This window comes from Halobacteriovorax sp. GFR8, from assembly GCF_050955245.1.
Lineage (GTDB): Bacteria > Bdellovibrionota > Bacteriovoracia > Bacteriovoracales > Bacteriovoracaceae > Halobacteriovorax_A.
Genome location: NZ_JBPBLR010000002.1, coordinates 2,168,149 through 2,191,401, shown reverse-complemented (window position 1 = coordinate 2,191,401; position 23,253 = coordinate 2,168,149). Strand labels below are relative to the sequence as shown.

Below are 23,253 nucleotides of genomic sequence, written 5' to 3'. Positions count from 1 at the left end.
AAATCCTTGATATTAAGCAGGGGAGTATTAGCTTCCCTGCTTTTTTTATTTTATATGAGTTCAATAATTAGAAAATTCTTAAAAATACATCGCATTCTAGGTTTGGTCCTAGCGGTCAATTTCCTTGTCCTTGGTCTAACTGGAGTCATTCTCGTTTGGCGCCATGAGCTCTCTCCTGTTCAGACAGTTGAGCAAATGAGTGTTTTTATTTCAGAAGAATCATCACTTTCAAAAATTGAAAATTACTTATCGGAAAACGAAAATTATAAAGATAAAAAAGTACTTTCAATTTTTAAAGGCGATGACGGAGACATTCAAGCACGTGTTACAGAACCAGGCATAGAAAAGTTCAAAGGAGCAACAAGGTTAAAATTCGACCTTGCTGGAAATGTAATCTCTTCAAATCAAGTGAAGCCGACTATCTTAATAGACTTTATCTTAAAGCTTCATAGAGAAATACTTCTAGGAGGAAAAGGAAAAATTCTTATTGGTCTTATGGGACTATTTTTTCTTATTGCTCTGCTAAGTGGTGCTCTTATTGCCAATAAATTCTACCGTAATGTAAAGACGATGAATTCTCGTATCCTGCTTGGACGGCTTCATAAAATCATTGGAGTCAAGACACTTGCATGGCTTTTGATCGTCACTTTCACAGGATCGATTCTCGCATTCAATAGCACTTTGATTGGTCTCTTTTTAAGGGAGAACGTTAGGACACATCAAGCAAATGCTATCGTCATAGAAAATGCAAAATATGTATCAGTAACGACAGTTCTTAAAGAACTTGAAAAAAAGCTTCCACATTTAGAATATGACTTTATTTCTTTTCCTGATAATGAATTCTCTGTTCCCAACCAATTTGTTGTTCTAATGGAGAATGAGGAGCATCATCATGAGATCGCATATGTTGATGGCATAACAGGTAAGTTGAATCGTACTGTGTCTCTGCCATGGTACTTAGAACTTCTAATTCTTTCTGAGCCGCTACATTTTGGTGACTACGGCGGAGTTGTCTTAAAAATTATTTGGAGTATTTTTGGAATTATTTCTTCATTTATTCCTATCAGTGGGATCTATATCTTCTTATTTAGAAGGAAATATCTCACAACTAAAGCAGGCCAATATGATGGAAATCTCTTAAGTGATACAAATATTTCAGTATCTGAGGTCTTACTTCCATCGATGTTTATCTTTGTGATCTTCTTTATCACATCTGATTTTAAATGGATTTTAAGTGCTCTCTTTCTTATTTATTTAATCTTTTCTTGGCGTGATCTCCTTATTTATCTAATCACTTTTAGCAAAAAGGTGAAGAGTTCACAGGGGAGAGTACCTTGAGTTCTAAATTAAAAATTAATAACCTTACTAAGGCTATCTCATGCCTTTGTTTTGTTTTTGGTGCGGCCCAAACAATTCTTCTTGGTCTAATACCGAAAATTGCCATGGTAACAAATCTGGATATCACTTCAGTTCTTATTATTTATGGGTTTTCAATCTTCTTCTTTCTTTTTATGACAAAGGAGTGGGCCGCACTTTTTTCAAATATTCGGCCTAAGAATATTTACCGAATCGGACAATATGGGCTTCTTCTATCAACACTTGCTCTTCTTGCAACATTTACTAGTGGTAATGTTAAGTTGTCATTAGTGTGCTTTATTTTGTCTCGAATTATCTATGCAATGACTGCTAGCTCTATTATTCCATTTTCTCAGGTTGTTAAAATAGCTCGATTTGAAGATGCTCAAAAAGGTGTCTTAGAAACTACTGTTTTCTTAAATACAGGAAGACTTGTTGGGTTAATTCTAGGAGGCCTATTGGCATTCAATCTAAATATGGGACTTGTGATTTTAATTGGATTAATCGTTCTATCAATTCTTCTTGGTTTTGAAAGAGGTCGAAGTGATATCGAGTTTATTTCAGCTAAAGAAGATCAGGGTTCAAAATTTGTTGTTCTACCACTACTGATGATTCCATTGGCCTTTACTTTTATGACTTCCTTCTTTCATATGAGTATGACAAATATTGTTAGTGATCTCTTTATAGGGCAAATTAAGCAATCTGCTACTATCTATTGGACTCTAACAGTTGCATCTCTTGTAATTATTCTCACTCAATTATTCCTAAAAAAAATGAATCTCATCACTTCTAAATTTGTCACACTATTAGCAATCTTTGCTCTTATCTCTAGCTTCTACTCTTTTTATCGAATAGACGATTTAAGAACATTATATGGATTTATCATTCTGTTCTCATTTGGAGCTGCAATTATTCCAATTCTTTATATGGGACAAATTTATAAGCTTAGCTCTGGTGTTTCTAAACAGATTGTTGCCAGTGAGATCAGCTTCTATCAAACACTCGGCAATGCTCTAGGGGCGCTTACGTCTGGATTAATAATCAAATTGCAACTTACAAATTATATACTTCTTTTCTTTGTTGCTCTGGTGATGGCAGCAGTTTTTATAAGCTTAAAATATAACACTTTCTATACTGAAGAGAATTTTGGTGGAGTAACCAATGGTTAGTGAAAGTATCAGGAAACTTGCAAATAAGTATAGTATTCGATCTCTGATTAACTCGATGGTAAGAGATTATTCGCAAGATAATCTTATTAAGATTGCTCGTGATAGGGATTTAGTGAAAATAGGAAATCTCTCATTTGAGCTCGATTCATTTTCTCCTCTAGGTGGCCATCGCTATACGGGAGAAATTTATTTAAATGGCTCTTCCATTGAATTTGATCAAATGCTTCCTGAGTTAATTAGCAGCTTTCCTGATGTTGACCCAACGTTTATCGAAAATATTATTAATTCGAGAGATAATATTGAACTTATCCTAAAGCACAATCCGGAAGTTAAAATTGATAACTACCTCGCTAGTGAACAAAAAATGCTCTTAGGGCATCCATTTCATCCTTATCCAAAATGCAAGAAGGGGATGAATGAAGGGGATATTAAATTATACTCACCTGAGTTTTCTAAAGGCTTTAAACTGACTTGGATTAAGTGTGAGAAGGATTCTATTCATACAAATGGAGATTATATTGATGTTGCAAAGGCAATGAATCAATTAGCAAAATTTGATTTATTAAGCGTTGATGAATCTTTCATTTATATCCCAATGCATCCATGGCAGTGGCGTCGTTTAAGAGAGAAAGAACTTGGTGGTGATATTCTTGACGTGATGGATGGGCAAAATGATTGGTTTGCTCTTTCATCTCTTAGGTCATTATACACTCCAGGAGCACCTTACTTAGTAAAGTTCTCTATGGATGTAAAACTAACGAACTCGATTCGACACCTTCAGCCTGAAGAGGCCGTTCGTGGAATGCAGATGGAGACAGTATTTAAAAGTGAAGCTATCGCTGAATTTAGTGATAAGTTACAAATTCTCCATGAGCCATTCTATGTTGCACTTAAAGCAAAAGATGGAAGTGCCATTGTTGAGTCAACTATTCAGCTGCGTGAAAATTTTGATACATGTGAAACCTTCTTACTAGGTACTCTTGCTGAAGAGAATCCTTATACTGCTAAATCTCACTTGTTGGCCCTTGTGGAGGCCAATGCTAAAAAGGCCTGCGGTAATATCTTTCTTGCTAGAAAGTACTGGTTTGATGCATTTTTAGAAAATGTCATTGGTGAGTTTATTAGTCTCTCTGAAGAACATGGAATCCTTCTTGGGGCCCATATGCAAAATATCATCCTAAAGATGGAAGATGGACTACCGGTGGGTGTTATTTATCGCGATTGCCAGGGAACAGGATTTACCACAAAGAGTGTTGAACAATTTGGCAGTAAGTATGACTTTATTGGTAATACTAAAGGGAATATTTTAAATCCTGATGATGTTAATAAGGTTTATACTTATTATTTAATCATTAACTCAGTATTTAATACGATTATTTCTTTGGCCAATGGTAATGAAAAAGCTGAGTTATTTCATCTAACTCAGTTTAGAAATTTCATTTATAAAAGACACAAAGACTCATCATTTTTGAACTATCTCGTTAATAGTGAATTCCTTTATCAAAAAGGCAACTTTAGATGTTGTGTAACTAATCAAAATGAAAACACAATTGATAATCCGTGGGATATTTATAATAAAATAACAAATCCAATTAGCTCTACTTTAAGAAAACCTCGTGCCTATGAAGGTGAGTTGTACCGTGAAATGTCAAAGCATGGCCATGAAATTGTTTTACGTGCCTTTGATATGAACGAAGATTTAATGAAATTTCACGAGTGGCACAATAAGAAATATATTTATGAATTCTGGGAAATGAATAAGTCTTTATTGGAGCTTCGAGAATATGTGCAAGGACTCAAGGAGTCCCCTTATCAGCTACCAATTATTGTTGAAATCGATGGCGTGAAGGCCGGGTACTTTGAAGTCTACTGGGGATTTGACGATAGAATTGCACCTTATTGTGACGCTGATTTATATGATCGTGGAATTCATATTCTAATTGGAGAGGAAAAGTTTCTTGGTACTCGTGCTGTTTTTGACTCTATCTTTCATTTAACAAAGTTTCTTTTTGAAGATGATAGTAGAACGCAAAAAGTGTGGGGGGAGCCTCGTGTGGATAATAAAAAAGTATTAACTCTTGCAAGACTTCTTCCTGGCTGGGAACACAAAGGAGTCTTTAGCTTTCCTCATAAAACGTCTAATCTTTTAGAGGCCGACCGTACAAGATTTTACCGCGAGGTGGAGTTATGATGAATATGAAAAAGTTTTATGAACTTCATAAGAATCTTGTCATTAAAGCAATTGAAGAACTTCAATTTGAAGAGCTTTTTGAAGTTGAATACTGCCATGATCGCTTCTACTTTAGAATTACTGATGAGACCTACTATGGCTTTCAAGGCCGCATTAGTGTTTGGGGAAATCTTCAAATAAAAAAAGAAACATTTAAGAAGTATAGTGCTAAAAAAATTGTGGATGAGTATACTCTTGCAGACTTCTTTTTTGAGGTAAGAAATCTATGCAAGATGAGTGATGAAACACTCGCTCAGTTTATTGAAGAGGGGAATCAGACAATTTATGGAGATATTATTCAATCTAATTCATTAGAGAATATCACTATTGAAGATATAGCTAAATTCAACTTTAAAAAAATTGATCAAATTTTGTCAGGACATCCGAAAATTATCATGAACAAAGGACGTCTTGGCTGGGGAAGTGATGAACTTTCATTATATGCTCCAGAGTCTAGAAATAGTTATCAGCTCCATTGGTGTGCGATCAAGAAAGATTGCCTTGAATGGGGAATGAACCTCAATCAACATAAGGTTGACGATCTCTATTACGATTCTCTTAGTGATGATGAAGTAGATTTTGCAAAAAAGAAAGTTCAAGAGAATTCGGGAGATTTTGATGACTATATCCTTATTCCGATTCATCCATGGCAGTGGAGTAAATATATTAGTGTTCAGTTTAATCACTTGATTTTTCAAGGAAGTATTATTTCTCTTGGGATGCTAGGGAATGAATACACACCGCAGGTATCCATTAGGACCTTATCTTCTAGCTCTGATGCAAGTAAGTATGATTTAAAAGTTGCCATCTCTATATTGAATACTTCAAGTGTAAGAGGGATCCCGCAAAAATATATAAAGAAAGGCTACCTCTTATCTGAAAAAATTGAAAAGATTATTAATTCGGATCGTTTCCTTAAGAACAAGGTCGATGTCTTAAAAGAAGTAGCAGCTGTAAGCTGTCCTTTACCAGAGTTTAATCGTATCAAAGGTTGCTCATATCGCTATAAAGAATTATTAGGCTGCGTTTGGCGAGAAAGCGTAGAGAATAAAATCTCTAGCAATGAAATTGCTATACCAACAGCAGCACTTCTCTTTACTAAAGATCAAAATGCACTGGTTGCTGAGTATATTAAGTCATCAGGTTTAAGTGTTTCGGAGTGGATCAAAGAATACTTCACTGTTGTTGTGATTCCTCTCTACCATCTACAAGTTGAGCACGGACTAGGTTTAGTGGCCCATGGACAAAATACCATTCTTGTTCTGAAAGAGGCAAGGCCACAAAGATTAATTATAAAGGACTTTCATGGTGATTTTAGAATGGCAACTAACTCAAAGCACTTAGGTGATGACTTTGGCGTTGAGCTTGATCAGTTACCGGCAGAGTATTTAATTCATGATCTTATCACTGGTCATTTTATTACAGTGTTACGTTATTTTTCTAGAATAGTGGAAGAGACTCTCGATTTTAAAGAAGGAGACTTTTATCACTTACTAGGAGAGGTTGTCTCAAATTATCAAGGTGATCGTAAGGTTGCTAAAAAGGTTAACTTATTAAGAAATGAATTTGAAAAAGTATTGGTTAATACTGTTCGCTTTGTTGCTGGTTATAGTGAAACAGGTGAGCGTCTTAAGCCAATGTTAGGAAGTAATATTAAAAATCCTCTTGTGAAAAATAGTTAGGGTTGAGTTGAGGTAGTAGTATGCAGAATATATATGACATTGTTGGAATTGGCCTAGGGCCATTTAATCTAAGCTTAGCGGCGCTTCTAAATCCTCTAGGTAAAGTGTGTAGTAAGTTCTTAGATAATAAGCCTGAGTTTAGTTGGCACCCTGAGTTGATGTTTGGAGATGCTATGATGCAAACATCTTTCTTAAAAGATCTTGTGACACCTGTTGATCCTAAGAGTAAATTTAGTTTTCTAAATTACCTCGTTGAAAACGGACAGTTTTATCACTTCTTAAATACTGATAGAAAGTCGATCAATCGTTACGAATTTCAAGATTATTGTAAATGGGTATCAAAACAACTTCGTCATGATATTGATTTTGATTCTAGAGTCATTGATATCAAACATGATGGTGAGAAATTTGAAGTTATTAAAGAGGGAGGCAGCTACTACACGAAAAATATTTGTGTAGCATCTGGTCCTTCTAAGAATATTCCAGAGTGTGCGAGGCCGTTCCTTTCAAATACATTATTTCATGCAAAGTCTAAGCAAATGAAGTCACTTGATTTAAAAGGTAAGAAAGTCGTTGTTGTTGGCGGTGGACAAACAGGAGTCGAGACATTTAGAAATGCACTCAATGGAATGTGGGGAAGAGTAGAAAAGGTTACTTTGTTAAGTGGAAGAAATAATCTACAACCTCTTGATGAAGCTCCCTTTACTAATGAAATTTTCACACCTGAGTTTGTTTTAAATTTTCACTCACTTAAGCAAGAGCAGAAAGATGCATATACTCAGAGTCAACTTCTAGCTAGTGATGGAAACACTCCCAAGTACCTACAGGAAATGTATAACGAGTTATATCTTGATCGTTTCTATTTAAAGAAGCTTCCTGACTACGCCATTTCTCCAATGCGTTGGCTTAATGAAATTGAAAAGCAAGGTGAGTCCTATAAGCTTAAGGTTGATAATCTTCTCAATCAAAATAGAGAGATCTTTGAAGCCGATATTGTAATTTTAGCAACAGGCTTTAAGAGTATTCTACCAAGCTTTTTAGATGGGCTATCAGATAAAATCGCTAAGGATGCTCAAGGGCGAATTATAGTAGGGCAGGACTACAGTATTCAAACAACGATTGAGAATGGAAAAATCTATTCAATGAATTTTAGTCGTCATGGCCATGGTGTTGCAGACCCACAGACTAGCTTGATGTCTTGGCGCTCTGCCATGATTGCGAATGACCTTGTCGGTGAAAAACAATATACCACAACAAATAATAGCGAAAGCTTTCTTAGCTTTTTTTAATTAATGGAGAAAAAAATGAAATTATTGATAGTCATGTTAATATCAACTTTATCCTTTGCAGCTCCTGCAGCTAAGTCTGAAGGTGAAGTTGAAACAAAGAGCTTCAATACGAAGGAAGAAGTACTAGATAATCCAACATTGAAGACATTATCAGGATCGCTAAAGAGATGGTCTTTTTACTCTTCGTTCAAATATAATGCTGGGGCTCTTGATAATCTCAATGATGCTGAAAGACCTAATATTAGAAATGCTGGTAATACAACATCGCTAACGAATTTCACTGGTAATTTTGGTGTAAAGTATCGTCTTTCCAAAACAGATAACTTGTCTCTTCAGGTTGGTATTGAGAAGAAGGCCCCTTTTCATGGAAGTGTTGACTCTGAAAATCCAATGGTTCAGTATGAGCTAGATACTTATGGCGATAGCTTAAATATTGATAACCCAGTTCTAAGCTACTTTAAAACTTATTATCTTTTTGGAATCCAAAATGTAACATTCCTACAGTACCAATATGCAACGTGGGACTACTACAAAGACTTAGGTATTAACTCTGTTTTTAATATTAGTCACTCTTTGGCCTATAAAGTGTGGAAGGCCGCTTATATTGCCCTTTCAGGTAATGCGACACAGTACTTTTATGATAAGAGTACAATATCATTTAATGGGATGGAGATTGCAGGTAAAGACAGACAAGTAAACCGTTCTTTCTCATTAAGCCTTGCTGGTGAGCTTTACCTTTCGCGCTCCCTTTCTTTAAGACTAATTACAGATCTTTACTCGGCCGATCACTTTAGAAGTGAACGTATTAATGAGAAGGTTCTTCAGCAAACGATAGCGATGACTTACTTCTTTACTCGTGATATTTCGATTTCACCAAATATGCGCTTTATTGCGGAAGATATTAGAGCTGACAGAACAAATGTTGGCCTAACGATGAATGTAAATTTATAAAAAAAAGGGGGATTTAAACCCCCCTTTCTTATTCTTATTTTTCAGATATTTCAAAATCGTCATGACCAGGAATTTCTTCAGGAAGTGCTTCCTTAAGGTCAACACCTAGGTGGAGTATTCTTTGTCCTGCTTCACAGTTAGGTCTCACGTTTTTACCAATAACAACACCTGATCGATCAGCACAGATGACTTCTTTTACTTGGCCAAAGACATCATAAACCTTTGCAATAACTTCACCCTTCTTTACACGATGGGTAAGTTTTGGGAGTACATCAACAATTCCACCTTTTGTTGAGTAGATCCAATAAGAGTGGTCACAGATTGTGGCATCGGTAATCATATCTTGAACATCTCCTTCGATCATTGAGTAGTAGCGAAGTGTGTTCTTGATACCATCCAGTGTTTCGTCGATAAGGGCGTGTTGAAAAGCATTTGGATTTCCAATTTCAACAGTAATAGCATGGATTCCTTGCTCATTTGCCCAAGCTCTCAAAGTTCCTTCTTCATCATATTTTTGAACAATAATTTGTGGATTTTGTAAGAAGGCGAGAGTTCTCGTTTCTTCATTCTCTAGATCAGCTCTTAGGTAGAGGCTGTTTACACGGCCATGACTTGCCGTATGTAGATCAAGAAGGTAATTAAACTTAGAAACGATCTTCTGTGTAAAGTAATGTGCATAGAGATTACTTGGATTTCCGGTAAGTTTTCCAGGCATGATTCTGTTTAAATCAATATTATCAATAAATCGACGTTGATTTGTTAGGTAGCCTGGAACGTTACTAATTGGAACCATAACGATTGTTCCTTTTAGTTTTTTTGGATCGACCTCTTCAATCAGTTTAAAAATTGTTGAGATACCATTTAGCTCATTCCCGTGTACAGCAGCTGTAATACCAAGTACAGGGCCATCCTCAACACCCTTCATAATGATGATAGGTACACGCCAAGGCACACCGAGAGCATTATCTGAGAGGTGTATTTGTAAACGGTGAATCTCACCTTGCGTAAATGAGTTTAAATCGATTTCTTCAGTAGTCTTAATGACTTGTATTGCACCCATAATACTTCCTATGCTATGAGATCATGATCTCGTTAAAGAGTGACTTATCGTTATCTAAACTTCTAAAGAGTTTAGTTCTGAAAGTCCCTTTCTTACTAATTAGTTGTTCTGCCATCTTATCAATTGCAACAACTGTAAGAATCGTTTGGATATAGGCTTCGATTAAATCATCTGTACCAATACCTAGAGAATTGAAATCTTTTTGATCCATAAGCATCAGTCTTGACGTATCTGAGTCCCATTGATTTTCACCTGTTTTTACTGATAGGTTTGTTCCTAGAACTTCCCAGCTGTCCTCTGGATAGCTTGCCTCAAGTGGCTTTCTTGCACGACGAGCATAGACTGCACATGGCATAAAACCTTTTGGTGATGAGTAGACCATAAGTCTTAAGTCTGCAATATAAATATTTCCCTTCTTATTCGGTACTGTACCGATGTGAAAGAACTTACCGTGCTCACTTGTCGAGCTCCATTCGTAGTGACCAATCAAACTTTGGACAATGAATTGATCATATGGGTAATCCATTTGCATAAAGGCATCAAGCTCATCTTGATTTGTAATTGTAAAAACACCTTGTCCTGCATTTGAATAAGGGATCTTAATAACGGCCTTACCACCAAACTTTTGTACCCAAAGTGGAATCTCCAACTTATTAACGTCTTTAATCGTCTCAGGCATATTAATCTTTAGGCCTGATTCAGCAATCTCTGAGTTATATAGCTCGTAAGCTTTGTTTGCTAATAGTTTATTACGTCCACCTGATAGACATACAAGCGTTGAGTTAAAGATAAATGTCTTTGACGTTGTTGGAATGCGATTCCAAGGCTTCTGTGTAACATAGCGGAACGCCGCTCTAATTGGAATTCTTTCTCCTGTCTCAAGAGTGATATGTAGAACACCATTTTCAAAATCTGCCATTTGTTCTTCACCATTGAAGTGTGGAACGAGGTAAACATCTTCACCCGTTAGATCTGCTATTGTTGAAGCATACCCAGATGTCTCCATGTAGTTCTTATCATAGATAACAGCAAGTGCACCTTGTGGAAGCCTCTTCTTTCTTTTTTTAAGTGCTGGTAGAAAAGAATTTTCAATAAGAAATTTATATCCTCTATGCTCATCAGCATCTGTTCTTGGTGGCATTGATTTTTGGCCAGATGGACATGAGTTTGTTTCAAGAACAACCATACGTCTATTTCCAGCTTGTGTTGTAACATAGAACAAGTCAGAGCCTCCCCAGAAAAAGTGCTTACACTCATACGAGAGAATATCTCTCAAAGTGTCTGTACAGATTTGCGGGTTAAGGTGACTATATCTCTTAATAATCCTTTCGTGGTCCAAGTTAAAAAAATGGCTTACTAAAGGGTGTAGTTGCGCGTTTAGTGCCTTAGGATAAAAGTGATTTTCTTGTTCAAAATTATCAGGCTTAATAACTTCAATTCTTCTTTTCAAGTTCTCTCCAAATTGTATTTTTAAAGCATAAGTTAATGGAAATATTATAATCTCAAACCCTTCTCATGTAGCGAATATTTTGTGATTTTTATTAAAATTTTAAGGCCTGCAAATATTTTTTAGCTATATGTTGACTTGTGCACTCGGTTTTGCGTTTGTTCGGTATTGCCTAATTTGCCCTTGAGTCGCTTTTGGTTTTTTGGAATTTGTGACATGTTGTTTTTTAACAAGATAAGGGGATAGAATGAGACTTCGTAAAGAACTGCAGGGTGTAAAACGCCTTGTTGTAAAGGTTGGAAGTAATGTTATTACAAAAGGAAATGGAAAGCTAGATACTAGGAAAGTACGAAAAATTGTAGAGGATATCTGTGAACTAATCGATGAGGGGATCGAGGTTGTCCTTGTCAGCTCTGGTGCCGTCAGTGTTGGAAAGTCATTTCTTAAAGAGCACCTACCAAGAAGAGGTCAAATAGACCTTCAGCATTCAGCTAGTGCAGTTGGACAGCCAAAACTTCTAAATACATACTCTCGACTATTTGAAGAGAATCAGAAAATCTGTTCACAAATTCTTTTAACACATGACGATTTTAGAAATCGTAAACGAAATCTGCATGCCAAACAAAGTATCAATGTTCTCTTGAAGAACAATATCACACCGATCTTAAATGAGAATGACACAATCTCTTTTACTGAGATTGCACTGGGCGACAATGATCACTTGGCCGCACAAACAGCACAAATGATTAATGCCGATGCACTTTTAATGATTACATCAACTAATGGCCTCTATGATAAGGATCCGGCGTATGAAGATGCTAAGAGAATTGCGACGGTTCCCTTTGGAAGTGATGTCTTGGAAGATGTGAATTATCAGGGGAAGACAGCAGTTGGTAAAGGTGGAATGGAGTCTAAGGTTCACGCTATCACAAAAATCACACCTATTGGTATTAAGGCCGTTATTAGCTCGATGGATAATGAGCGACTTATTTTGGATCCTCTCACAAAGGAGCTCGGTACTTATTTTGCTCCTAAGAATGCTTATGATCCAGAAGAGAGAAAAGCATGGCTACTTTCAATGAAGAAGCCAAATTGCTATATCGAAGTTGATAGAGGTGCATTTGATGCCCTTAATGAGAGTAAGTCTCTTCTTCCAAAAGGTATCGTTGATGTTTACGGCCAGTTCTATAAAGGGGACTGCGTCGATATCATTTGCGATGGTGAAGTTTTTGCTTCTGGTGTTTGTGAATATGGGCATTGTGAAGTTGAACAAATTATGGGGCGCCATAGTGATGAAATTGAAGACCTAATTGGCTTTAGAACATCAATTGAAGTCGTCCATACAATTAACTTAATTTTAGAAAAGGATATAATCGATGAAAAAATTAGCTAGTACTGTAAGAAAAGCCTCAAAAGAACTTTTAAAGTTAAATAAAGAAACTAAGGATCTAATTTTTGATGATTTAGTAAAGGCCTTAGATGAAAATCGTGAGCTTATCTTAGAAAAAAACCAACTCGACTTAGATGCAGCATTTAAAAACGATCTTTCGAAGGCAATGGTTGACCGCTTAAAACTTACCAATGAAAGAATAGATGACATCATCTCAGGAGTTAAGACGATAAAGGAACAACCTGAAGTCGTTGGTTCTTTCTATAATGAATTTACAAATGATCTAGGTTTAAAGATTAAGCGTCAAAGAGTCCCGCTTGGAGTTATTTTAATGATTTTTGAAAGTCGCCCGAATGTTGTTGTAGACTGTGCGGCCCTTGCTCTTAAATCTTCTAACGCCATTATTTTAAAAGGTGGAAAAGAAGCAAAGCACTCAAATGAGGTTCTTGGTCAAATCATCCAGGATGCGATCTCTAAATATGTGAATAAGAATGTTGTAGAGGTTCTAGCATCAGATAACCGTGAAGTTTTAAATGACCTATTAGGCCTTAAGGATGATATCGATGTTGTTATCCCTCGAGGTGGACACGGTTTAATTAACCATGTTTTTGAAAATGCAAAGATGCCTGTGATTGCTCACTACCAGGGTCTTTGTCATATGTATATTGATAGTGAAGCGGATATTGAAAAGGCCGTATCACTTGTTGAAAATGCAAAAACTCAAAGAACTGGTGTATGTAACGCCATTGAAACGCTACTTATTCATAAGGATATCTTACCAAAGGTAAATGAAAAAATTTCTAAAAGGCTTCTTGCAAAAGGTTGTGAGCTAAGAGTTGATGAAGAGTTTGCAAATCAAACAAAAGGTACTTTTGTTAAGGCGACACAAGAGGATTGGTCAACTGAATACCTTGATAATATTCTTTCAATTAAAACAGTCTCTTCCCTTGATGAGGCCATTGATCATATTGATGAATACGGTAGTAATCACTCTGAGTGTATCGTTTCTAATAATGAAGAAAATTGCCAGAAATTCCTACAAAGTGTTGATGCAAGTTGTGTCATGGTAAATGCCTCTACTCGTTTTAACGATGGTGGACAGCTGGGGCTTGGGGCAGAGCTTGGAATTTCGACAACAAAACTACATGCCTATGGTCCAATGGGAGTTGAACAAATGACGACCTCTCGCTACGTCGTTGTTGGTGATGGGCAGATTAGATCTTAATTTAAAGAAAATAGGAGAGTTACCATGAAGAAAATTGCAGTTATTGGTTGTGGAAATATGGCCGGTGCAGTTGTTCGTTCAATGTATAAGGGCCAAAAAATAAAAAACAAATATCTCACATATACCCCTAGTCGCACACGAGCAATTGAACTTGCTAAAGAGGTAGAAGGTGAGGCCATTGTTGAACTAAAAGAAGCGTCCGATGCAGACTATTTCTTAATTGGTTGTAAGCCACAACAATTTGAAGAGCTTTCTAAAATGCTTAAGGATATCGACCTCTCAAATAAAGTTGTTATTTCAATCATGGCCGGAATCGACCAAGAAAGAATTAGTAATTTATTAGGCACCTCAAAAGTAATTAGGCTAATGCCTAGCTTACCAATGGAGTACGGAGAAGGAATCTGTCTCTTAAGTTCAACTGAGCAAGTAGAAGAAAATGAGGTTGAGTTTTTAAAAGAACACCTTAGTGAAAGTTCGATGATCTTGAAAATGAAGACAGAAGAACTCTTTGACCAAGTGACTGTCGTCTCAGCATCAGGGCCTGCATTTATCTATTTTTTTATGAATGCATTAGAAGACTCTTTGAAAGAGTGGGGCCTTGGTGCAATAGAGTCACGTGCAATCACGAGTCAGTTATTTAGAGGTAGTGCTAAGAGCGCATTAATTAATTGTGAGACAGAACTCGATGACTTAATTGCCAAGGTTACATCTAAGAAGGGAGTTACAATTGAGGCCATTGAGAGCTTTCGTCAAAGTGGCATTGATGCCTTTGTAAAAATGGGAGTGGATAAAGCAGTTCAACGCTCAAGTGAATTACGAAGAAGTTAGGGATAACCTAATTAGAGAATTAATCAATTCTTAATGAATCTATAGAATGTTAAGGTAGTTAAATGAACAATAAGAAATCTGAAAAGTTAGTACAGTTAGTAAGTTATAGCGTCGTTGATAAGAAGCAGTCCCGCACATCTAAAGTACAAGAAAAGACTTCTATTTGTGAAGAGGGGCACGGTAAGGCGTTAAGAGAGTCATCTTTTCTTCGTCGAAGCCTAATTGAAGATGAAGAGAATTGCCTCTCAGTACTCTAAATAATAAGTTTTTAAATTAGTATTTTATTAATTAGCAAGAGCTATCTTGTTCGCTACCGCTTTGTGTTTTTTTAGTGGATGGATAGCTATGCCAAAAAAAGGATTGTTAAATGATTGTTTACAGTTTCCTCTTTTTTTTGCTCCTCTTCGTATTGATTGGAGTTTCTTCAAGTTTTAAAAGTAAGAAAAATAATTCGGATTACCTGCTTGCAGGTCATAGTACTCCACCGTGGTTAGCAGCTCTATCTGCAGTTGCAACCAATAATAGTGGGTATATGTTCATCGGACTCATTGGTTATACCTATACGAGTGGCCTTCAATCATCATGGGTTATGATTGGTTGGATTATTGGTGATATTGTCATGAGTTTCTTTGTTCACAAGAAGCTAAGACAAGTAACTGAAAAGGAAAATCTTCTAAGTTTTGGGGGAGTTCTTTCGAGATGGCAAAGAGGGACTAGCTTTAAAAAGCTAAGACTTCTTGTTGGTATTATCACAATTCTATTCTTAGGTGTTTATGCTGCTGCCCAATTTAAGGCCGGCTCTAAGGCATTACACGTTCTATTTGGATGGGACTATAGTACTGGAGCAATTATTGGTGCTGTTATTGTATTTGCTTACTGCCTATCTGGCGGTATTAGAGCATCAATTTGGACAGATGCTGCCCAGTCATTTGTTATGATTATTGCAATGGGGATCTTATTCTTTGTTGGGATCAATGAAGTTGGTGGTTATGATGCTTATGTAAGCAAACTAACTGCTGTATCACCTGGTTTCTTAAGCTTTACACCAACTGGACTTAATGTTCCTGGTGGAACAGGGATTTCGTTATTTATTCTAGGTTGGGTATTTGCTGGATTTGGCGTTGTTGGTCAACCACATATTATGATTCGTTTTATGACAATCGATGATACTAAGAATATGAATAAGACGAGAATTTACTATTATGCCTGGTTTATTGCGTTCACAATTATGACTATTGGAGTAGGTCTTACGGCAAGACTTCTACTTCCAAATTCTGCAAACTTTGACGCCGAGTTAGCACTACCGCTAATGAGTCAGAAACTTCTTCCAGAGATTCTAATTGGTGTCGTTCTCGCGGGGATCTTTGCCGCAACAATGTCAACGGCCGACTCTCAAGTACTAAGTTGTTCAGCAGCTTTTACAAGAGATATCTTGCCGAAGAAATCAGATAATATTTATCTAACAAAGCTTGCGACTGCTGGGACAACTATTATTGCTTTAGTTGTGGCCCTTTATGGTAGCAAGAATGTGTTTGAGCTCGTCTTATTGTCGTGGTCAATACTCGCAGCTTGCTTTGGTCCATTAATTTTTATCTATGCAATTGGTAAGAAGGTATCTGAAATTACGGCCATCTCAATGGTCCTCATTGGTGGAATTGTTACTGTTGTTTGGATGAACCTTGGTTACGGCGCAACTATTTATGAGGTTGCTCCAGGTATCATGGCCGGTTTAATTACATACTTTGTTCTATCTCATACGCCTTTAAATGATATCGTTCCTGGTAATAAGGTAGTTGATAATAGAATGAAGAATTCAAAGTTTATAAATGAAGCCAATAGCTAACTCCTTGGTAAACTATTTATACCCAATTACCATTACCCTCCTATTTTTAGGGGGGTACTTTCTTGCTCTCTTAAATATTCGAAGAGTTCAAAAAAGAAAGCTAAAAAATATCCGTAAAAGAGATATTAGTGATGCTGTTGAAACAGATTCACCAGTTGATGATCAAGAAAAAGAGTTAAAATCACATGGTGTTGAGGGGATAGAAGGTCGTTTCTCATTTATGATGAGAGCACTTCCTGTTCTCTTCTTTATCCTTTGGTCTCTCTTTGTTTCTATTCCTTATCTCGGAAAGATTCCAACTGTCTATGTTTCAATTATTGCTGCGATTGTTTCGGTAATTGCTGGTTTCTCCCTAAGGCCATTCTTAGAGAACCTTTTTGCGGGTGTGATTATTTCCTTTTTTAGATCAATTAAGATCGGGGATACCGTCACTATTGATGGGCACTACGGACTTATTGAAGAGATTGGGCTGACCTATTCAGTTGTTAAGAAATGGAATTGGGTAAGACTCGTTATCCCAAATTCTAAGTTACTTCAAAAAGAAATACAAAACTTCACAATGAATGATCACTTTGTATGGACTCATATAGAATTCTTTGTTTCGCCAGACTCTGATCTTAAGTTGGTTCGTGAGATTGCAAATCGAGTCGCAAAAAAATCCGAATACTTTTGTGATGTTGAAGAGCCAACAATGTGGGTAATGAAACTAGATAAGGACGCCATTGAGTGCTGGTTGGCCGCATGGGCAGAAAACCCTAGTGATGCATGGGAGCTAAGAAACGATATGCGCACACAACTCTATTTTGAGTTACAAAGTGCACAGATTGAATTTCATAAGCTCAATATTAAAACTTAAAAACGATAAGAGGTTGATATGATGAATTTAGTTAATAAGATTTTTGAACACTTTATAAAAATGATCCTTTTCATTTTAAATCAGTTTTTTCCACTTTCTTCCGAGTCTTAGGTACTTATGAGTTTTAAGAGCTGTTCGGTTTTTGCTAATTGGTGATGGACTTGTTAAGGTAAGGAGCAAAGTTAAATGAATCGAGGAATAAGCTTGGAAAAACTAAAAGATATCAATTGGAATCATCTCTACTGTTTTTATGAAGTGGCCAAAGTTCAATCACTTAAAAAAGGTGCTGAAATCATCGGTACTTCTTCACCAACTCTTAGTGAACAGCTTAAGCGTCTAGAAAACAAATTCAATATGAAACTCTTTAACCGTAGTTCAAAAGGTCTTTCTTTAACACCTGAAGGCCTACAATTATTTGAGAGAACTAAGGGAATATTTGAGGAGGGAAGTAAGCTCCTAGAACACTTTTCTGAAGATGTTGTTGGTGGCTATCCTGTATCAATTGGAATTGAAGAGACGATCTCTTATGATCTAGCAACTGAGTTTGCTTCTCAATACTGGGATCTTTATACAAAGTATGGAACAGTAAATACCATTCGACAGGGCGATCACGACGTACTTGTGGATAATATTCTTCACGGTAATATTGATTGGGGAATTTCTCTTAGAAAGCCTAAGAGAAAGAGTTTAAATGTCGCTGAAATTGGTTCTTTTGAAATTGTCTTTTGTTGCTCAACTGAGCTCTATGATAAATTTAGAGATGAAAAAGACTTACTGGTAAATATTCCTTTTGCCGAAAGTAATTGGGATAAGAATCTCAACCGTATTATTTATCAACATCTTAGAAAAAATGGAGTGATCCCTAAAGAGAAGGTGTATAGCGATCACATCGACTTTGTTCATAAACTTTGTCTAAGAGGTCGTTGTGTGATGTTCTTACCAAAGAATCCTTTGGAGGAATATTTAGGATTGAAGACTTTCCATTTAGGTGAACCAATTCGTATGTCTCTTTATGCAATTTGGAAAAAGTCAGATGAAGGATTGATTTCTATCCGTAAGCTGCAAGAACTCTTTCAGTCAAAGCTATCAAATGTGCCGGATCGCTACGAAGATGTGGATCTCCAGATCGAAGTTTCTGATGTTTCCGATGACTTACTAAACTAGATTCGGAAAAAACTAATTTGGTTTTGAGTGTATGTAAATTCCTACAAATTCCCGTAGAATTTTTGTATGAAAAAAATTAACTCTTTGAATTCAATTAAGTACTTATCAATTATAACATTTTCAATAACTCTTCTCTCTTGTGCTTCACCAGAGAAGGAGAGTGTTGGTCAGGCACCAGCAGGTAGCAATACCATTTCATATCAAGATGAAGATAGCATTAAGCATGAATTGGAGCTCTACCAAAATGAGCGAGTCCAAAAATGGATTAATTACTTTGCTGTCAAAGACCGTGTTCGTTTTGAGCAATTCATTAAAAAAGGAATGTATTACAAAGAGGTAATTCAAACAGTTCTTGAAGAAGAAGAACTTCCTTATCAACTCTATTATCTTCCGTTAATTGAAAGTGGTTATAATAAGACAGCTCTTTCTCATGCCGGTGCTGTTGGCCCATGGCAATTTATTAAAGCAACTGGAAAACGTTATGGCCTTGCTGTTAACCGTGTTGTTGATGAAAGACGAGATCCTGTCCATAGTACCGAAGCTGCAACGAAATACTTAAAGGATTTATATACGGTTTTTAACTCTTGGGAACTCGCTATTGCTGCTTATAATTGTGGTGAGTTAAGAGTCTTGCGCGCCATTATGAAGGGAAGGACTCGTGACTTTTGGGAGCTTGCTGATCGAAAGTTACTTCCAAGAGAGACAAGAAATTATGTTCCTAAATTCTTGGCAGCTGCCTATGTCGGAGAGAACTTAGCAAAATTTGGTTTTAATGAAGAGATTATTGCAGAATCTCCAACTTATCCTGACTTAAAATTAGTGGAAGTTCCTGGTGGTGTTCATATTAAAGACGTTGCAAGACATTTTAATATTGAGAGGGATGAGATTGAAAAAATTAACCCTGCACTAAAATATAAGCGTACTCCCAATTGGATTAAACATTATGCAATTTGGCTTCCTCGCAAAGACTATCAAAATATTGAAGAGATTCAAAATAAACTTGCTAGTAGTCGTCAGTGGGGGAAACTCAAATCATTTCCAACTCATTACCGTGTGAGAAGGGGAGATTCATTAACGAAAATCTCGCGACGTTATAAAATCTCTCTTAACAGGCTTAAGAGAATTAACAATTTGAGAAGTAGTCGTATATATCCTGGTCAAAGGCTGGCCCTGCGAGCAAATGAGTATAAGGGAGTTGTTGGTAAGAAGTTCTACTTTGTGAAAAAGAATGATTATCTAGGACGAGTCGCTAGACGTTATGGCCTAAGTGTTTCTTACTTACGAAGGCTAAATGGGATTCATGGCAATAATATATACGTTGGTCAAAAGCTTGATGTAACTAAGGGTGTGAGGGTTTTTCACTATCGTGTTAAGAAGGGAGACAACTTAACACGCATTGCCAAACTCTACAATACAACCACTTATCAAATAAAAAAGAGAAACTCATTAAGATCTAGTAGTCTCTATATTGGGCAGATGTTAAGTATTTAAATAGATTATTATATAAAAAACAAGACATTCTAATTTTAGTCCTGCTAAAATTACATAAATGCAGAGTTTATTAAGCTTTCTATTTAGTACATTATTTTTTGTAAGTTCCCTTACAACGACTCTTCATTATCATGACGAGCAAGAAAGTACTAAGTTGCATCAAGCTTGCCAGGTCTGTATTAAAGTATCTCAGTTCAATTATGATGTAACTGGATCTGACCTTTCTGATGCCATCGAAGCGAGCTTTCTCTTTCTTGTGGCCGAAAGTTATCAGACACTGGTTGGTCACACTTATCAATCTCTTCTCATTCAAACAGCTCCTCGCGGGCCTCCAGCTCATTGTTAATCTAATTACATTCACTTTTTATTTTTTTAATTTAATTAATTAATTTTCAATGAGGTTTATTTTGAAAAACTTATTTTATATTTCTGCTTTATTACTAAGCTCTAATACTTTTGCACAATCACTATCTGATAACTCTAGAGGAAATGGCTTTAATCCGGCCATTGGACTAAACGCCCTGACAATCTATAAGAACTCTTCTCGTGATAATGATCATGATGGATTCTCGCTACAAGAAGCAGAGCTTCAGTTTAGTGCCGATGTGGACGCATATTTTAGAGCAGAAGCTACATTTGCAGTACACAAGGAACACCATGAAGAGGGTGGAGAGGAAGAACACGGCTATGCATTTGAGCCAGAAGAAGTATTTGCTGAAACAATTTCTATTCCTGATGTTACGGTAAAACTAGGGAAGTTCTATGCACAGTTTGGTAAGTACAATATGGTGCATACACATGCTCAACCATTTATTTATCGCAGTCTCGTTCAAGAATATATGTTTGGAGAAGAGGGATTAAATGAAGTTGGTGTAGGTGTTTCATACTTAGCACCACTACCTTGGTACTCTGACTTAACAGTTCAATTTCTTCAGCCAACAAATGAAGAACTATTTGTTGAAGATGCACACTCAATTACTACAGTTGCTAACCTAAAGAACCTTTGGGACTTATCTGAGTCACTTACTTTAGAGTGGGGACTTTCAGGTCTTTACTATAAAGAGCAAGATGAAAAGTCGACTGTTTTAGGAACAGATTTAACTCTAAAATGGCGTCCTGTGAAAAAAGGTAAGTATTCATCATTTGTTTGGTCAACTGAGTTTATCCACAAAGATGTTCAGGGAACAAATGAAGTGAAAAATGGTGGTTACTCGACATTCTTGCGTTATCAATTTGCACCACGTTGGTTTGCTCAAGCTCAGTATGAATTCCTTGGTGTAGCAAAAGATGAGTCTATTACTGATCAAAACGCATATACTGCACTTTTAGCATTTGTACCAACTGAGTTCTCTGCTGTTAGAATGCAATATGATGAAATTCATGATGGTGAGGATCGCCCAGAGAAAAGGCTGAGCCTTCAGCTGAGCTTTAGTATCGGTGCCCATCCGGCACACCAGTACTAGGTCGCTAAAATGAAGACATTTATTATAGGGTTGTTTCTTGTTCTAAGTATGAGCTCTTATGCTCAGTTGAATATAGTAACAACGACGACAAATTTGGCCGATATCGCAAAGAAAATTGGTGGAGAGAGTGTGAATGTGCACTCTCTTGCTAAAGGAACTCAAGATCCACACTTTCTTGAGGCCAAACCTAGCTACACTTTTAAAATTGCACGTGCTGATTTATTAATAAGTATTGGCGCAGGCCTTGAAGTTGGCTGGCTACCTCTTGTTGTTAGAGGTGGCCGTAATCCAAAGCTTAGAATTGGACAAGCTGGAAGATTAGAAGCCTATACTCTGGTTTCTCTTACTGATGAAGTTAAAGGTAAGCTTACTCGTGCGCATGGTGATGTTCACCCCGAAGGGAATCCACACTTCATGCTATCACCAAGTAAGGCCCTGCAAGTTGCTCAGGGGGTGCGCGATCGACTAATTCAACTTGATAGTGAGAATAAGAAAAATTATGAGTCCAATTACAAAGCGTATGAAAAACGTACGCAAGAAACAATTAGAGCTTTAAGAGCGAAAATAAAGAAAGGTGCTAAGATCATAACTTATCACCGTACGCTTACTTATTTTTTAGATGAGTTTGGTATTCATGTTCAAAATGTTCTTGAGCCTAAGCCGGGAATACCTCCAACGGCATCTCATATAATCGCTGTTATTAAAGAGATGAAGAAGGAAGGGATTCGTCACATTTTAGTTGAAAACTATTTTGATGATAGTGTGGCAAAAAGAATTCGTACGACGATCAAAGATGTAAAGATTAGAAATGTCCCTGTTGCAGTCGATGGAAGTCCTGAGGCACGTGATTTGTTCTCTCTTTATAATATTCTCGCAAAAGCACTGGAGGATTAGTGGAAGTAATTTCTTTTTTAGCTGCACCGTTTGTCATGTGCTTAATTTTAGTGGGAATTCACTGTTACTTAGGACTTCATGTTCTAAGAAGAGGGGTGATTTTTGTTGATCTCTCTCTCGCGCAAGTTGCAAGTCTTGGTTCAACGGTCGCTTTACTCCTGCACCTTGATCACCATAATGGGCTCAACTACTTTGTCTCATTAGGCTTTACTTTTGTGGCCGCAGCTTACTTTGCTTGGGCCAAGAAGTTTGAAAAGTACATTTCACAGGAAGTCTTAATTGCCTTAGTTTATGCTTTCGCTTCTTCTGCTGTCATACTTGTCGTAAACATGATGGCCCATGGTGCAGAACATATAAAAGAAATTCTTATTGGAAAAATACTATGGGTAACCTGGGCCGATGTTATTAAAACCGGTGCTATTTATAGTATTGTTGCTACAATTCACTATATATTCAGAAAACAGATTCTAAGATCTACGCTTGATAAAGATAATAGCTCTGCTTTTTGGGACTTTGTTTTCTTTTCTCTATTTGGTGTTGTCATTACATCATCTGTTGGTATTGCTGGAATATTACTTGTGTTTTCATTCTTAGTCGTACCGGCCCTTATTAGTACTTTACTCTCTCATTGTATTAGATCTCAACTCTTAATTGGTTGGGGGATTGGGTTAGTTTTAAGCTTATTAGGAATGGCATTAAGTTATTTCTACGATCTACCAGCTGGTGCAATTATTGTGGTAGTCTTTACAATTGTTCCAATAGTATTACTACCACTCTTAGTGAAAATAAAAATGAGTCGCGCTTAATTAGTGCGACTTATTTAGATTTTCTCACGTCAAGCCAATTCTTATTAAATCGAAAGTGATCTTGTCATATCAATGGGGCAAGATGCTTAAAAATATTTCAATTTGAAAA

Annotated in this window: 20 protein-coding genes; 18 read left to right on the top strand and 2 right to left on the bottom strand. The window is 36.6% G+C overall.

The features are described from left to right. Nucleotides 1–54 precede the first annotated feature (54 nt). The 6 genes from ACRXC1_RS10970 to ACRXC1_RS10945 are packed head-to-tail and all read left to right on the top strand — an operon-like array spanning nucleotide 55 to nucleotide 8,677. Nucleotides 55–1,338, top strand: a complete 1,284-nt coding sequence (locus tag ACRXC1_RS10970) for a PepSY-associated TM helix domain-containing protein (protein WP_433658744.1) — start codon at nucleotides 55–57, stop codon at nucleotides 1,336–1,338. Continuing rightward, the gene (locus ACRXC1_RS10965; protein WP_433658742.1) at nucleotides 1,335–2,525 is read left to right on the top strand and encodes a hypothetical protein; all 1,191 of its coding nucleotides are present in this window, start codon (nucleotides 1,335–1,337) and stop codon (nucleotides 2,523–2,525) included. The genes ACRXC1_RS10970 and ACRXC1_RS10965 overlap by 4 nt, the downstream gene beginning before the upstream one ends. Beyond that, nucleotides 2,518–4,716: a GNAT family N-acetyltransferase gene (locus ACRXC1_RS10960; RefSeq protein ID WP_433658740.1), complete on the top strand. Its 2,199-nt coding sequence runs from the start codon at nucleotides 2,518–2,520 to the stop codon at nucleotides 4,714–4,716. Before ACRXC1_RS10965 ends, ACRXC1_RS10960 begins: the two co-directional genes overlap by 8 nt. Beyond that, nucleotides 4,713–6,437 (top strand): IucA/IucC family protein, encoded by a 1,725-nt coding sequence (locus ACRXC1_RS10955; protein WP_433658738.1) that lies wholly within the window; start codon nucleotides 4,713–4,715, stop codon nucleotides 6,435–6,437. Before ACRXC1_RS10960 ends, ACRXC1_RS10955 begins: the two co-directional genes overlap by 4 nt. Nucleotides 6,438–6,457: 20 nt before the next feature. Beyond that, nucleotides 6,458–7,726, top strand: a complete 1,269-nt coding sequence (locus ACRXC1_RS10950; protein ID WP_433658736.1) for a lysine N(6)-hydroxylase/L-ornithine N(5)-oxygenase family protein — start codon at nucleotides 6,458–6,460, stop codon at nucleotides 7,724–7,726. 15 nt (nucleotides 7,727–7,741) lie between these two features. Further along, nucleotides 7,742–8,677, top strand: coding sequence for a hypothetical protein (locus ACRXC1_RS10945; protein ID WP_433658734.1), 936 nt, complete (start codon nucleotides 7,742–7,744; stop codon nucleotides 8,675–8,677). 34 nt (nucleotides 8,678–8,711) lie between these two features. On the opposite strand, the gene ACRXC1_RS10940 is transcribed toward ACRXC1_RS10945, so the two are convergent. Then, complete coding sequence (locus ACRXC1_RS10940) at nucleotides 8,712–9,737, bottom strand: succinylglutamate desuccinylase/aspartoacylase family protein (protein WP_393060967.1); 1,026 nt, start codon at nucleotides 9,735–9,737, stop codon at nucleotides 8,712–8,714. A gap of 13 nt (nucleotides 9,738–9,750) precedes the next feature. Beyond that, nucleotides 9,751–11,187: a hypothetical protein gene (locus ACRXC1_RS10935; RefSeq protein ID WP_433658732.1), complete on the bottom strand. Its 1,437-nt coding sequence runs from the start codon at nucleotides 11,185–11,187 to the stop codon at nucleotides 9,751–9,753. Between the two features lie 244 nt (nucleotides 11,188–11,431). On the opposite strand from ACRXC1_RS10935, the gene proB reads away from it, so the two are divergent. The 12 genes from proB to ACRXC1_RS10875 all read left to right on the top strand — a co-directional run bounded on the left by proB (nucleotide 11,432) and on the right by ACRXC1_RS10875 (nucleotide 23,144). Then, a complete protein-coding gene (proB, locus tag ACRXC1_RS10930; protein ID WP_392909082.1) occupies nucleotides 11,432–12,577 on the top strand; it encodes a glutamate 5-kinase in 1,146 nt (381 codons plus the stop codon). Continuing rightward, nucleotides 12,561–13,799 (top strand): glutamate-5-semialdehyde dehydrogenase, encoded by a 1,239-nt coding sequence (locus tag ACRXC1_RS10925; protein WP_433658730.1) that lies wholly within the window; start codon nucleotides 12,561–12,563, stop codon nucleotides 13,797–13,799. The genes proB and ACRXC1_RS10925 overlap by 17 nt, the downstream gene beginning before the upstream one ends. A 24-nt stretch (nucleotides 13,800–13,823) precedes the next feature. Next, a complete protein-coding gene (locus tag ACRXC1_RS10920) occupies nucleotides 13,824–14,627 on the top strand; it encodes a pyrroline-5-carboxylate reductase family protein (RefSeq protein ID WP_433658728.1) in 804 nt (267 codons plus the stop codon). Between the two features lie 62 nt (nucleotides 14,628–14,689). Further along, entirely contained in the window at nucleotides 14,690–14,884 is a 195-nt protein-coding gene (locus ACRXC1_RS10915; RefSeq protein WP_021268485.1) for a hypothetical protein, read from the top strand. 110 nt (nucleotides 14,885–14,994) lie between these two features. Further along, nucleotides 14,995–16,470, top strand: coding sequence for a sodium/proline symporter (locus tag ACRXC1_RS10910; protein WP_433658725.1), 1,476 nt, complete (start codon nucleotides 14,995–14,997; stop codon nucleotides 16,468–16,470). Then, nucleotides 16,454–17,326, top strand: a complete 873-nt coding sequence (locus ACRXC1_RS10905) for a mechanosensitive ion channel family protein (RefSeq protein WP_433658723.1) — start codon at nucleotides 16,454–16,456, stop codon at nucleotides 17,324–17,326. Before ACRXC1_RS10910 ends, ACRXC1_RS10905 begins: the two co-directional genes overlap by 17 nt. Before the next feature lie 186 nt (nucleotides 17,327–17,512). Beyond that, nucleotides 17,513–18,490, top strand: coding sequence for a LysR family transcriptional regulator (locus tag ACRXC1_RS10900; protein ID WP_433658721.1), 978 nt, complete (start codon nucleotides 17,513–17,515; stop codon nucleotides 18,488–18,490). Nucleotides 18,491–18,556: 66 nt separating this feature from the next. Next, nucleotides 18,557–19,981, top strand: coding sequence for a LysM peptidoglycan-binding domain-containing protein (locus tag ACRXC1_RS10895; RefSeq protein WP_433658719.1), 1,425 nt, complete (start codon nucleotides 18,557–18,559; stop codon nucleotides 19,979–19,981). A gap of 58 nt (nucleotides 19,982–20,039) precedes the next feature. Then, complete coding sequence (locus ACRXC1_RS10890) at nucleotides 20,040–20,327, top strand: hypothetical protein (RefSeq protein WP_393060977.1); 288 nt, start codon at nucleotides 20,040–20,042, stop codon at nucleotides 20,325–20,327. Nucleotides 20,328–20,388: 61 nt separating this feature from the next. Continuing rightward, nucleotides 20,389–21,444, top strand: a complete 1,056-nt coding sequence (locus tag ACRXC1_RS10885) for a hypothetical protein (protein ID WP_433658717.1) — start codon at nucleotides 20,389–20,391, stop codon at nucleotides 21,442–21,444. A gap of 9 nt (nucleotides 21,445–21,453) precedes the next feature. Further along, the gene (locus ACRXC1_RS10880; RefSeq protein WP_433658715.1) at nucleotides 21,454–22,338 is read left to right on the top strand and encodes a metal ABC transporter substrate-binding protein; all 885 of its coding nucleotides are present in this window, start codon (nucleotides 21,454–21,456) and stop codon (nucleotides 22,336–22,338) included. After that, a complete protein-coding gene (locus tag ACRXC1_RS10875; RefSeq protein WP_433658713.1) occupies nucleotides 22,338–23,144 on the top strand; it encodes a metal ABC transporter permease in 807 nt (268 codons plus the stop codon). Before ACRXC1_RS10880 ends, ACRXC1_RS10875 begins: the two co-directional genes overlap by 1 nt. Nucleotides 23,145–23,253 lie beyond the last annotated feature (109 nt).